The 12,878-nt window shown below is 44.6% G+C and carries 15 protein-coding genes; 9 read left to right on the plus strand and 6 right to left on the minus strand.

Features of this window, described 5'->3' with window-relative positions; genetic code table 11:
• Positions 1-91: 91 nt before the first annotated feature.
• A complete protein-coding gene (uraH, locus tag F0231_RS02950) occupies positions 92-445 on the minus strand; it encodes a hydroxyisourate hydrolase (protein ID WP_171758218.1) in 354 nt (117 codons plus the stop codon).
• Between the two features lie 339 nt (positions 446-784).
• Between uraH and puuE the strand changes: the two genes are divergently transcribed.
• From puuE to F0231_RS02975, 5 genes are all read left to right on the plus strand, one after another.
• Positions 785-1,708, plus strand: a complete 924-nt coding sequence (gene puuE, locus F0231_RS02955; protein ID WP_171758219.1) for an allantoinase PuuE — start codon at positions 785-787, stop codon at positions 1,706-1,708.
• A 1-nt stretch (position 1,709) separates the two neighbouring features.
• Positions 1,710-2,225, plus strand: a complete 516-nt coding sequence (uraD, locus tag F0231_RS02960; protein ID WP_171758220.1) for a 2-oxo-4-hydroxy-4-carboxy-5-ureidoimidazoline decarboxylase — start codon at positions 1,710-1,712, stop codon at positions 2,223-2,225.
• 79 nt (positions 2,226-2,304) lie between these two features.
• Positions 2,305-3,291: an allantoicase gene (gene alc / locus F0231_RS02965; RefSeq protein ID WP_171758221.1), complete on the plus strand. Its 987-nt coding sequence runs from the start codon at positions 2,305-2,307 to the stop codon at positions 3,289-3,291.
• Positions 3,292-3,305: 14 nt separating this feature from the next.
• Positions 3,306-3,857 (plus strand): ureidoglycolate lyase, encoded by a 552-nt coding sequence (locus tag F0231_RS02970; protein WP_171758222.1) that lies wholly within the window; start codon positions 3,306-3,308, stop codon positions 3,855-3,857.
• Between the two features lie 23 nt (positions 3,858-3,880).
• Positions 3,881-5,161, plus strand: coding sequence for a urate hydroxylase PuuD (locus tag F0231_RS02975; protein WP_171758223.1), 1,281 nt, complete (start codon positions 3,881-3,883; stop codon positions 5,159-5,161).
• A gap of 495 nt (positions 5,162-5,656) precedes the next feature.
• On the opposite strand, the gene F0231_RS02980 is transcribed toward F0231_RS02975, so the two are convergent.
• Together F0231_RS02980 and F0231_RS02985 are read right to left on the minus strand one after the other, a co-directional pair.
• Positions 5,657-6,595, minus strand: coding sequence for a LysR family transcriptional regulator (locus tag F0231_RS02980; protein WP_171758224.1), 939 nt, complete (start codon positions 6,593-6,595; stop codon positions 5,657-5,659).
• Between the two features lie 150 nt (positions 6,596-6,745).
• A complete protein-coding gene (locus F0231_RS02985; protein WP_171758225.1) occupies positions 6,746-7,783 on the minus strand; it encodes a YadA C-terminal domain-containing protein in 1,038 nt (345 codons plus the stop codon).
• Between the two features lie 257 nt (positions 7,784-8,040).
• Here F0231_RS02985 and F0231_RS02990 point away from each other — a divergent pair, with 257 nt between their 5' ends.
• Positions 8,041-8,928, plus strand: coding sequence for a PhzF family phenazine biosynthesis protein (locus tag F0231_RS02990; protein ID WP_171758226.1), 888 nt, complete (start codon positions 8,041-8,043; stop codon positions 8,926-8,928).
• Positions 8,929-9,058: 130 nt separating this feature from the next.
• On the opposite strand, the gene F0231_RS02995 is transcribed toward F0231_RS02990, so the two are convergent.
• A complete protein-coding gene (locus F0231_RS02995) occupies positions 9,059-9,532 on the minus strand; it encodes a GNAT family N-acetyltransferase (protein ID WP_171758227.1) in 474 nt (157 codons plus the stop codon).
• 234 nt (positions 9,533-9,766) lie between these two features.
• Here F0231_RS02995 and F0231_RS03000 point away from each other — a divergent pair, with 234 nt between their 5' ends.
• A complete protein-coding gene (locus F0231_RS03000; RefSeq protein WP_171758228.1) occupies positions 9,767-10,288 on the plus strand; it encodes an NADPH-dependent FMN reductase in 522 nt (173 codons plus the stop codon).
• 13 nt (positions 10,289-10,301) lie between these two features.
• Positions 10,302-11,102: an arylamine N-acetyltransferase gene (locus F0231_RS03005; protein ID WP_171758229.1), complete on the plus strand. Its 801-nt coding sequence runs from the start codon at positions 10,302-10,304 to the stop codon at positions 11,100-11,102.
• Positions 11,103-11,118: 16 nt separating this feature from the next.
• On the opposite strand, the gene F0231_RS03010 is transcribed toward F0231_RS03005, so the two are convergent.
• Both F0231_RS03010 and F0231_RS03015 read right to left on the minus strand, forming a co-directional pair.
• Entirely contained in the window at positions 11,119-11,808 is a 690-nt protein-coding gene (locus F0231_RS03010) for a flavin reductase family protein (RefSeq protein ID WP_171758230.1), read from the minus strand.
• A 40-nt stretch (positions 11,809-11,848) separates the two neighbouring features.
• The gene (locus F0231_RS03015; RefSeq protein ID WP_171758231.1) at positions 11,849-12,349 is read right to left on the minus strand and encodes a fasciclin domain-containing protein; all 501 of its coding nucleotides are present in this window, start codon (positions 12,347-12,349) and stop codon (positions 11,849-11,851) included.
• 219 nt (positions 12,350-12,568) lie between these two features.
• Here F0231_RS03015 and F0231_RS03020 point away from each other — a divergent pair, with 219 nt between their 5' ends.
• Entirely contained in the window at positions 12,569-12,784 is a 216-nt protein-coding gene (locus tag F0231_RS03020) for a hypothetical protein (RefSeq protein ID WP_171758232.1), read from the plus strand.
• Positions 12,785-12,878 lie beyond the last annotated feature (94 nt).

A 12,878-nucleotide genomic window follows, 5' to 3' on the forward strand; every position in this document is an offset into this window, starting at 1 on the left:
GATTTAGGCGCAAAAAAGCCCGCAAGAGCCATTCAATTCTCCTGATACAGTTCGTTGTTAGAGTGTTAGATTATTAGTATGTTATTGGGTGTTAGCTTCCACGATAGGTAGAAAAGCTATAAGGCGAGACAAGCAGTGGTACGTGATAGTGTGCGCCTTCCTCTCCTAAGCCAAACCGAATGACCACATCGTCTAGGAAAGGAACCTCGCCTAAATCGACGTCGCGATGCTGGTAGTACTCAGCGACATGAAACACAAGTTGGTATTTTCCCACAGTGAATTCAGCGCCTTCTAATACCGGTTTATCGGTACGGCCGTCAAAGTTAGTCGTGACTGATTTAATTTTGGTGAGGCTATCTCCTTCAACACGGAATAGCTCTACTTGGATATTGGCTCCTGGCACGCCGTGCATTGTATCCAATACGTGTGTTGTTAGTTTTCCCATATCTGAATATTGCGCCTTGCGCTCTCCTTCGCTCAAGTAAAATTAAATTGTATACAAACTTTCTTTAGTTTTGTCTTCCATACCTATAGTTGTACACAAAATATGCGGATAGTAAAGTCTGTTGTTATAAATTTGTTACTACTGGCTGAGCCGTTTTTCTCAGTGTGTGACCTCTATTTTTGGCGTTTTGTTTATCTAATTGAGCTAAGTTATTGAAATAATACCTTTTGTTAACGTTGATTAACTTTAGAAACAAAATCTTTACATTAAGATATTTTATTGTATACAATGAATATAACGAAGTAACAGAACATAGGTCTTGTTTTAAGGAGAGCTCAGATGGATAAGGATTATTCACGAGATCTGATTGGCTACGGAGCGAACCCTCCTCACCCTAAATGGCCAGGCGGTGCTCGTGTTGCAGTGTCGTTTGTATTGAATTACGAAGAAGGCGGGGAACGTTGCCTACTTCATGGTGACGATGAATCCGAAGCCTTTCTATCCGAGATTCCGGCGGCTCAGCCTATTAAGGGTGAGCGCCATATGAGTATGGAATCAATATACGAATATGGCAGCCGTGCAGGTGTTTGGCGTGTGCTCAAATTGTTTGATGATTATGAAATCCCTCTGACGGTGTTTGCTGTGGCGATGGCCATTGAACGACACCCAGATGTAGCCGAGGCGATGATACAAGCGGGGCATGAGATCTGTAGCCACGGTTATCGCTGGATTGACTATCAATACATGGACGAGTCGCAAGAGCGCGATCATATGATGAAAGCGATAGAGATCATCAAAGAGATTACTGGTGAGCGCCCATTGGGTTGGTATACAGGCCGAACTGGTCCCAATACCCGCCGACTCGTGGCAGAAGAAGGAGGCTTTCTCTACGACTCTGATGCGTACGATGATGATCTACCTTATTGGCACACCGAAGCAGGGCAACCTCAATTGGTGATTCCTTACACCTTAGATGTTAATGATATGCGCTTTGCCACAGTGCAAGGCTTCAACTCGGGTGAACAGTTTTTCCAGTACCTCAAAGATACTTTCGACACTCTCTACGACGAAGGCAAAACCGCACCAAAAATGATGTCGGTTGGTCTGCACTGCCGCTTGATTGGCCGTCCGGGACGTATTGCTTCACTCAAACGCTTTTTAGATTACGTAAAACAACATGACGATGTTTGGTTATGTCGCCGTGTTGATATCGCTCGTCATTGGCATGAGCACCACCCATACACACCAAACAAGGAGAAATAACATGACTGAATTTCGTTTTTGCAAACCATCTGAAATGGCACGTTCGGAATTTGTCTCTCATTTTGGTGATGTGTATGAACACAGTCCTTGGGTCGCAGAATCTGTTTTCGATCAAGGGCTTAACGACCAAGATAATGTGGTCGCCAATTTGCACCTTAAAATGGCTGAAACGCTGTTGGGTGCGGAAAAAACAAAGCAACTAGCACTTATTAATGCGCACCCTGACTTAGCGGGGCGTGCAGCAATCAATGGAGAACTTACAGCTGCATCGACGGCTGAACAAGCAGGCGCAGGTATTGATCAATGCTCTGCTGAAGAGTTCAAGACATTCACTACGTACAATGACAGTTACAAAAGCCGCTTCAACTTTCCCTTCATCATGGCAGTGAAAGGGGCCAATCGTTATCAAATTCTTGAGTCGTTCGAGAAGCGATTAGGCAATGATAGTGACACTGAGTTTGCTACAGCGATTCAGGAGATCAACAAGATCGCTCTGTTTCGCCTACGAGATATGTAAGTCACGGAGATGGCGACTATTTCGTTTTAACACAAATACTCACTTAACCTATTTTTGAATAATTGGAAGGATAAAGGACATGTCCTTAGATATTGAACAATACATTAATCTTGCTGACGACAAACTGGGCGCAGAGGCTATCTTCGCCACAGACGATTTCTTTGCTGACAAAAGCCGACTTCTACGCCGTGAAGCGCCGGAGTGGAAAGAGGGTGTATATGATGACAATGGCAAATGGATGGATGGCTGGGAAAGTCGTCGTAAACGCGGTGAAGGCTACGATTACTGCGTGATCCGTTTAGGTCTTGCTGGCACGATTGCAGGTGTGGATATTGATACCTCATTTTTCACTGGTAACTTCCCGCCTTCTGCATCCATTGATGCGTGTTACTCCCCAGACGGTGACCCAACTGATGCAACAGAGTGGCAAGAGATTCTTCCGTCAATGAGTCTTCAAGGCGATCATCATCATATCGAAGAGATCGCTAGCGAAGAGGTGTTTACTCACTTACGTCTAAATATCTATCCAGATGGCGGTGTTGCTCGTTTGAGAGTCTATGGTCGCCCAAGCGTCGATTGGGATCGTGTGGATTCACAACAAAAAGTGGATTTAGCTGCGGTTGAAAATGGTGGCCGTGCGTTGGCATGTAGTGATGAGCACTACGGCAATAAGTCCAACATCCTTGGTCCAGGACGCGGTGAAAACATGGGTGATGGCTGGGAAACAGCACGTCGCCGCACGCCAGGTAATGACTGGGTGATTGTCGCTCTTGGTCATGCAGGTAACGTTGATCGCGTTGTGGTCGATACTGCGCACTTCAAGGGTAACTTCCCTGACAGCTGTTCGATTCAAGCTGCTTATGTGAAAGGTGGTACAGACGACCAAGTCGCGACGCAAAGCTTGTTCTGGCGCGAGCTATTACCAGCTCAGAAACTCAAAGCTCACGATATTCACGAGTTCACGTCAGAGGTCAATGACCTAGGTGCAATCACGCACGTTCGTCTGAATATTTTCCCTGATGGTGGTATTAGCCGTCTGCGTTTGTTTGGTACAAAAGCGAGCTAGGCGAGGGAATGATTATGAGCAATGGAATTCGCCGTTTAGAGATCGAACCTTTAACCAAACAAAGCTTTGCAGAGTTTGGGGATGTGATTGAAGTGGATAACAGTGATTACTTCATGATCAACAAAGGATCGACTCGTCGTTACCATAAATTAGCTAAGACGGACGTTCAAGATCAAGGTGGTGAAGCCATCATCAGTATCTTTCAAGCGACACCGCTTAGCTACCCGTTAACGATTTCAATGCTAGAGCGTCACCCTTTGGGCTCACAGGCTTTCGTTCCGTTGCTTGGTCAACCGTATCTTATTGTTGTTGCTCCGAAAGGAGATAACCCATCACTGAGTCAGTGCCGTGCTTTCTGGAGCAATGGCCGTCAAGGTGTCAACTACCACAAAGGCGTTTGGCATCACCCTGTTCTCGCGTTGACGGATCAAGACCAGTTTCTGGTCGTCGACCGCGGTGGTGAAGGGCATAACTGTGATGAAGTCTTCTTTGAAGCCAATTTGGTTTCACTACACTTAGAAGATATTCCGACGAGTAACAGACAGGAAGTAATGCTCTCAGAGTAGAGTGCTGTAAGAAGGAATTTATTATGGATCCACATATCACGGAGTGGTTGAATCTAGCGATTCGCTGGGTTCACATGATAGTTGGCATCGCTTGGATTGGTGCTTCGTTTTACTTTGTTTGGTTAGAAAATAACTTGAACAGAGTCAATCCAAAAACGGGTCTTTCGGGCGACCTTTGGGCGATTCACGGTGGTGGTATTTATCACCTAGAGAAGTACAAACTTGCGCCGCCAGAAATGCCAGAACACCTGCATTGGTTCAAATGGGAAGCGTACTTTACGTGGATCACAGGTGTGCTGCTACTGGCTGTGGTTTATTACCTCAATGCTGAAATCTACCTAATTGCACCAGGCTCAGGCATGGAGCCGACAACAGCGATCGCTATCGGTATTGGTGCCTTGGTTGCAGGTTGGTTTATCTACGATCTCCTATGTGACTCGCCATTAGGAAAAACACCAATGTTGCTCGGCGCAGTGCTATTTGTACTGTTAGTGGGTGCGACTTATGGTCTATCTCAAGTGTTCAGTGGACGTGGTGCGTATATTCACGTTGGTGCAATCATCGGTACCATCATGGTGGGTAACGTATTCCGAGTGATTATGCCGGCGCAGCGCAACTTGGTGAGTGCAATTGAAGAGGGTCGTGAACCTGATCCGGCACTGCCAGCGAAAGGTTTGCTGCGTTCTCGTCACAACAACTACCTGACGTTGCCAGTTCTGTTCATTATGATCAGTAACCACTTCCCAAGCACTTATGGTTCAGAGTACAACTGGGCAATTCTTGCTGGCCTAGCGATCTTTAGTATCTTGGTTCGCCATTACTTTAACACGCGCCATGGTAGCCAGAAGTTTGCTTGGACTGTCCCTGTAGCAGCACTGGGTATGATTACGCTTGCGTTTGTGACTTCGCCTTATGCGAACAGACCTGCCGCTCCGGTCGCGAAGGCACCTGTGGCAGTGGAAGCTTCATCAGAAACTGCGACGGAAGTGGCCTCGACAGATCATGGTCAAGCAGCGACGGCCTCGGCGCAACCTGCGGACACTGGAGTCAACTTTGCGAAAATCAATCAAGTGATTCAAGAGCGCTGTTCAGTGTGCCATTCAGCGACGCCGACGCATGCCTCTTTTGCTGCTGCGCCTGCGGGTGTCATCCTAGATACACCACAGGAAATCAAAGCAAACAGTCCGCGTATCGCGCAAACTGTCACGACCAAATACATGCCACTTGGCAATATGACTCAAATGACTGAAGACGAGCGTACGCTCATTGGAAATTGGGTCGCTCAAGGTTCATCGATCAATTAATGGGCCGCTTCACCTAATCCCACTTATCGGATGTTGAGTCCGATAAGTGAGATTCATGCAAACGTGGTATTTCCCGCTATTTATCTCATGTGAGATCCCCCGGCCCCTGTTCCGGGGTTTTTTATGTCTCAAAAGGAGTTTGAAGCTATGTGAAGTGCGTTAAGTATTCGACCTAAAACAATGTTGTCGACCGTTAGTGCAGAACTCAACAAAGGCGTGATAATGAGTACCCAAACGATGACCGTTGGTAGCTTGCCTTTTATAGGCTGAGAGGAATTAGGCTTGCAAGCTTTGGCAGGATAAATAATGCGCCCTTCTTGATAAGACTTATGCGTGAGCTCAGGAATGTAATCATTGTATCGGTACATAATGAATCCTCTTTGTTTTGTAGTCGTGACGCCGTAAATTTAGCGTGCAGAGAGCCGCGCTCAGCATTTATTGCAGAGCGGAAATGATAGAATTTTGATTGCTTTGAGTAACTGGAGAATTAAACGTTTAGCGGTCGATGGCAGTTAAAAGCGTCTCACCTTGAGAAATCGAAGTGCTTAAATATTGCTGTAGCAACGGAGTAACCACCCCCCTTAGCCACTTATGCGCGGCGCTATGATGCTTTTTGGCATGCCAGACAAGGCAATATTGGTGTGTCGGGCAATCAAAGGGCAACGCACGTACAGTGACGGGATACTGCTTATGATAATTTTCAGCTAAGTGCAGTGGCATCGTTACAATCGCTTGTGTTTTAGCGACGGCCTGAACCGCAGAGCAAAACGTCGGGGCCTTGCCTGCTACCTTGCGTTGATAGCCATGCTTGTCCATTTCAGTTTGAATGAACCCCTTGGTGTCAGTGACATTATGCACTTGGATATGAGACTGTTGCGCATAGTCTTTTAGAGACCACTTCACCTCGCTAAGAGGGTGATGTTCCGACATGACTGCAACGTATTTATCTTGCCCTAATACATGCATATGTAAGTTGTCAGGAACGTCATTCGCCATCACTATTGCAAAGTCGAGCTGATCACTTGCTAATTCACCCAAAGCGGAAGATTGTAGAATACGGTACTCACAATAAGCATTTGGTGCATCTGTCTCTAAAACCGGATGTAAAAGCGGCATCAAGCAAGGGGCTAAGTATGTGGTATAAGCTAGATTAAAACTGCCAGTGTACTGCTCGGGAACAAAAGCTTCTTTTTGATACAGTGAATTTACCGCCTCAAGCAATTGAGGCAATTGGTATAGCAACTCTTCACCTTTCTCTGTGAGAACATAGCGGCGACCTTCACGTACCATGATAGGGTCACCAAACTCATCTCTTATCTGCTGAAAAGATTTACTCAGTGCAGGTTGAGTTACATTAAGTCGCTCTGCTGCTTCGGTCAGGTTTTGAGTTTGCAAAATTTCATGCAGAATCGGCAACAGTTTGTAGTTTTTCACACACGCCTCTTTTACCGTTTTTTTAAGAAGGGAAGTTCATTCTTGTTCACGGAATACTTTGTGATATCAATAAGGTGTTTGTCTGCGTCAGTATATTGGCTGACATCATAGTAAGGTGAAAGACCCTAAGATGATATGCTAACTCAATGATTAAAACTCATACCCAACACCAACAAAGGCACTTTCGGTTTTCGTTGCGGTATCGTAAGCACCACCCAACTTCGCCGTTAACTGGCCGCTAAAACGCTCACTCACACCAAAAGCGACCGCTTGAGCATCGCCGTGGTAACCAAGTGCGGCTGTAATTGATAACTTGCCCACGCCATAAGGTTCAACCAAACCTGCAAATGCTGCTGATTCCGCATAAGCGCCGTCCACCTCTTTCGCCATCTGAATCATATCTTGCTTCAAACCTTGAATCTCATTGTGGTTTTGCAGGATCTGTTGGTCTTGTCTTGAATTCGCCAAAGCATTGCTATGAATCTGGGCATCTTGCTGAAGGTTGGTGCGAACGTTTTGCTGATGCGTATCACTAACAGCCTGCTTAATCATTTGGTTTTCACCTTGTAATGATTCAATGCTTTGATGGTTGCCCGCTATTTGTTTATTCTGCTCGGTATTGATTTGAGCGTTTTCATCATGCAATTGACTAACCATCATTTTTGTATGATCACTTCCTACTTGTAGTGATTCAATATCGTCTTCGGCGTGTGCCATTGCTTCTGCATTGTGTTCAATGTTTTGGTGGTTACCCGCTATTTGCTTGTCCTGCTCGGTGTTAATGTAAGCATTCTCATCGTGCACTATGGTTACCATCATTCTCGTATAATCAGCGCCTATCTGAAGCGACTCAATATCATCTTTTACGTGTGCCATTGCTTCTACATTGCGCTCAATATTTTGGTGGTTACCCGCTATTTGTTTGTTCTGCTCGGTGTTAATTTGAGCATTTTCGTCATGCAATTGGCTAACCATCATCCTTGTATGCTCACTGCCTACTTGTAGTGACTCAATCTCGTCTTCGGCGTGTGACATTACTTGTGCATTATGTGCAATGTTCCGAAAGTTCATCGTGGTCTCTCGATTTAAGTGCTGAAACAATATTGAGTAATCAGTATCACTTGCGAGTGATGCACTAGATACACTGATGGCAATTAAACTTAAAGTTGCTTTAGTTAGATTATTCATAATGTTCTCCTCATGAATGACTCATTTCGTTGCGTTGAATAAACTATAAGAAGAATTTATGCATGAGAAAAATGAAAGTTAATTCTACATTCAATAACTAAAAGTTATACATGTAAGGCTAACCCTCAGATTGGTGAGTACCCAAACTTTTTCGACTGCTATTCATAACTTAATACCATCTCTGACGGGTAGTTATCCTGTAGGGTTGCCCCTAGTATTACTGACTCCAGCAATGAAAACTCGCAAGGAAATTGAACATGGCATATGTAAAAGCGCAGATCGTTAATGGGTTTACCAAAGGCGACAAAGGGGGAAACCCTGCAGGGGTGGTAATGAATGCGGATCAATACTCCGAGGAAGAGATGTTAAGAATCGCTCAAGAGATTGGCTTATCTGAAACCGCATTCGTTAGCCGTTCTCAGCGTGATACTTACAAACTTGATTTTTTCACCCCTAACCAGCGTATTGCTCACTGTGGCCATGCCACAATTGCAACGTTTTCGTACCTGGCTGCTCAGGGGCTAATTCAAGAAGGTGAAGCGAGCAAAGAGACCGTTGATGGTTCTAGGAAGATTCTTATTCAGAATGGCGCGGCTTATATGGAGCAACTCGCTCCAACCTATGACAAACCAAGCCAATGGTGTGAAGTCGTCGATAAAAAAGATGTGCTGGCAGCACTTGACCTTTTTCCCTCAGATTTAATAGAAGGGGCACCGATTTTAAAGGTCAATACTGGTAATAGCTTTGTCATTATTCCGGTAAAAAACAGCACGATCTTACAAAACCTTAAACCTGATTTTGACTTGATTGAAGATATTAGTAACAAATTAGATCTCATTGGTTTTTATGTCTTCACTCAAGATCACGCCGACAATAATATTGCAGCTACGACGAGAATGTTTGCACCTAGATACTCAATCAAAGAAGAGTCAGCAACAGGCATGGCGGCTGGCCCTCTTGCTTGCTATCTATACGACTACCTTGAGCAAGGTTCTTCTGAAATGACGATTGAACAAGGAGCATACATGACCCCTCGCTCACCAAGTTTGATCAACGTATCGCTCAATGTTCACCAGCAAAAAATCACCGGATTGATGGCTGGCGGCCATGGCAAAGCAATGGACGAATTAGAACTAAAGCTATAGCAGCGAATAAGACGTTCTCATCGAGTAGTGCTTAGCATTTATAGCGACTTTCCCAAAAATGGCCTTTGCATTGCTCTTCTTATTTCGAAATTAAGACAGGACTGCTGTAAAGGTCAGTCCTTTCTTTTAATTAAAGGTCTGCATCGTGTGTGAAACGCTGTCTAGTAACGGTGCCCCACTTATGATCTTGATAGATATCTTCTTCAAAGTTGCCAGAGGTGTAATCACCGACGACATCACGCCAAAAGTGAATTGCGTGGTCAGCGCCAGCGACTTGTTTTATTTCCCAAGAGCCACCTAAGCGTTCAAATAGTTGTGAGATGAATCTTTTGCCTACTTTGTTTTTACGAAAGCAGGGCAGAACGTAAAAGTCACAGATTTCAAACTCTTGTGGAGACTTTTCATCGATTGCCGTCAGGGCAGCAGGAACTCCTTCCAAGTAAAGTAAGTAACCTGTGACGTTTCCCTCTAGCTTGGGATAAATCTCGAATAGACCGTCTTTATTAGGCTTGTCGTCAATAATTCTAGAAAACTCGGCACCATAGCCTTGATACAAATTGGCATAAACATGGGTGTTGCTTGCGTCAACTTTTACTATGTTCATTGAAAGCTCTCTGAAGCTATTTTGAAGGAAGATTCATATTAGCGCTTCTTTGCTTTACTCGCACCAATGAACGTTCTTTAGAATCAAGAATTCGAAATTTTTAAAATATTCGCTTGACCTCAACTTAGGTTGAGGTTTCACAATCGCGTCTAAAGCTTAGGTTATCAGCCACTTATTTCACTTTCTTTAGGCTGAGCAACCTAACGATACATGATCTAAATTTGAGGACATTACATGAAAGTATTAGCTTTTGGCGCAAGTAACAGCAAAAATTCGATCAACCAAAAGTTGGCGTTGTATGCTGCACAACAATTCGAGGGTGCCGATGTTTCCCTCATCGATATCAATGATTTTGAAATGCCTATCTATAGTGAAGATAGAGAGCAAGAATCAGGCGTTCATGAACTTGCACACGCGTTTTACAACGAGCTAGGCAGCGCAGATCTTATCGTTGTTTCATTTGCCGAATACAACGGAACCTATACTTCCGCGTATAAAAATCTCTTCGACTGGACGTCCCGAGTTGATATGAAGGTATTTCAAAATAAGCCTGTTTTGATGTTATCTACTTCCCCTGGCGCCAATGGTGCTCAAACCGTTCTTGATTCCGCCGCGTCAGCAGCACCATATTTTGCAGCAAATGTTATCGGTACAATTTCTCTACCTAACTTTTATGACAATTTTGACTTGGACAAAGGGGTGGTTACTCAAGTTGAGTTTAATCAAGCCCTAGCGTATGCGTCCTCAGCAATTTAGAGCGGTGAGTAATATGAATGAGCAAATGTTAAAAGCGTATCTGAGTAAAGTTGGATTTGAGGGAGCGGTGACGCCTGATCTTAAAACGCTTTATGTGTTGCACCAACGACAGCATCAAACGATCCCCTTCGAAAACCTTGATGTTATTCATGGCAAAGGAGTCCAGCTGGATGAAGAGGCTCTATTTAGTAAGCTGCTTCTTAGCGATAGGGGTGGGTACTGCTATGAACTAAATGGGCTATTACACCTTGTGCTCCAAGCCGTCGGCTATGATGTAGAACAGAAACTAGCGAGAGTGCACTTATCGGGTAAACCGTCTGGACGTGGACATCTAATCAATACCGTTACAATTGACGGTCAAATTTGGTTAGTCGATGCTGGATTTGGTGCAAGCACTCCAAGATCACCTCTACCGCTGGTTTACGAGACAGAGCTGACTACAGATACACAGACCTTTAGATTTGTGAAAGATCCGAACTTTGGAGTGATGTTTCAAAGTAAAGAGGAAGGGGCTTGGTCAGATCTCTATAGCCTAGATTTGGGCTACGTTTGTAAGGGAGATATTGATTACGGCAATCACTTTGCCTCTACTGGAGAAGGCTCGTTGTTCACTGCCAACATTGTTGCTGTTTCTAGAACAGAATATGGCCCTAATGTGCTGTTCAACAATCGTCTCAAAATCGCCCAAAAAAGTGGTCACGTTGAAACAATATTGGAGAGTGAAGAGTCATATAATCACGCACTAAAAACCCATTTTAATATTGTGAACGAAGTACCTTTCAGTACGCTTGAAAGCTATTTTCAGCCAGCTTAAGCCACTTTGGTATCGACTATTTTATATCGACTTCAAATGCGCCCCAAGAGGTGGGTTCGCCTTCACGAGTTAAAGGAAAGAGTGCTTTTTCAGGCTTGGCGTAGCTTAAACGATGAACTCTTTGAGTCACATGATAGCTGTCGAGCCCTGAAATCGTCACGAGATCAAGTGACTCGATATCAAGGTACCCATCAGGCATCAAGGCGCGCTCTGGGGCTGCAATCGTAAGAACTTCCCCTATCACCATTTCGGTGTTGTTACTGGCAATAGAAATATGCTCTTTGAGACGCAGTCCGATTCTTAAAGCACTCTCTAAAACGAAAGGACAAGGAAAGTCGTCTTGATAATAGGGAGTGAGTCCGACAATCTCAAATTCTGACGCCTGCTGCGGGTAACGCGCTGACGTTTGATGAGCTTGAGTGACAAAGTCTGCGCCAATGGCGTTAATGGTGAAATACTCGTTTTGCAAAATGTTGTCGAGAGTATCTCGCCTAGTCGTTGCTGGACGGGAAACGAACGCGAGTAAAGGTGGGTTGGACCCTAAATGAATAACAGAACTGACGACGGATAGGTTTTCCTTGCCATCGTTATCGCGTGTGCCGATAAGGTTCGCGCTTTTGAAGCCAGCTAGCGAGTTCACCAGGCGAGCGCGCTTGCGGTGCTCCATTCTATTTAGGTCTTTCTGTGAGAGTGTGACATTAGGCATATGCTTTAAGAGGGGCGTAAGAATACGCCCCTACCATTCCTTATTTCGGCATAATTACAGTGTCAATCACATGGATTACACCATTTTTCGCTTTTACATCGGTTGCTACAACGGTTGCGTTATCGACCATGACCTTGTCGCCCATGACTTTTACCATGACATCTTGTCCCTGAACCGTCGTTGCAGAGTCTAGCTTCACAACATCCGCTGCCATGACTTTCCCTGGAACAACATGGTAGGTCAGAATTGCGACTAACTTATCCTTGTTTTCTGGCTTTAACAGCATGTCTACGGTGCCTTCAGGCAGTTTAGCGAAGGCTTCGTCTGTTGGTGCAAAAACCGTAAATGGCCCTTTGCCTTTTAATGTATCCACCAAACCAGCGGCTTTAACAGCTGCGACCAAGGTAGTAAAAGAACCATTTTCAACAGCGACATCAACTATGTCAGCTTTCTTCATGCCGTGATCATGTGCACTGACGGGAATAAGAAGTGACACACTGGCAAGTAGAGCGGTCGATAAGAGCAAAATACGTTTCAACATAATGTTTTCCTTTAATGAGTCGGGTACTGCACGTTCCTTGTTAGAGGTGATGAGTTGTACGCAAGAATATTTAGGTCGATCAGGTGTTTTGAGAGGGCATTGAAATTCTTGGGAACAAATTCAAGAATCACCTTGATCTTGGTATCACTTTGGTCTGTTCTAAACGTCTATACTCTTTTCAGGCTTATATAGTAGGTCAATGAAAACTAGGGAAATAAGATGCAATCAGATAAAGAAAAAGTGAAAGAGTTGCTGAACAAGACAATCTATGGTGTCTCCGCTTCAGAAATGAAGATCATCATAGGTGTAGAACAAGAGGCGGCCCTTAGAGCAATTCAAGAGCTTAAATCAGAAGGCGAAGATATCCATTCTTTAGGCGAGGGCATGAACCCAGAAGAGTTAGTTCTTTATTCGATTGGAGAGATAACGCCATAATCCTAGCCACTCATAGTCGATTACCACTGCAGTAAAGCAAAGCGCTCCAGGGAAGGATAGGAGCGCTTTGGTCTAGGAAAGTTGGTCTAAGTTA

This window comes from Vibrio sp. RE86, from assembly GCF_013114545.1.
Lineage (GTDB): Bacteria > Pseudomonadota > Gammaproteobacteria > Enterobacterales > Vibrionaceae > Vibrio.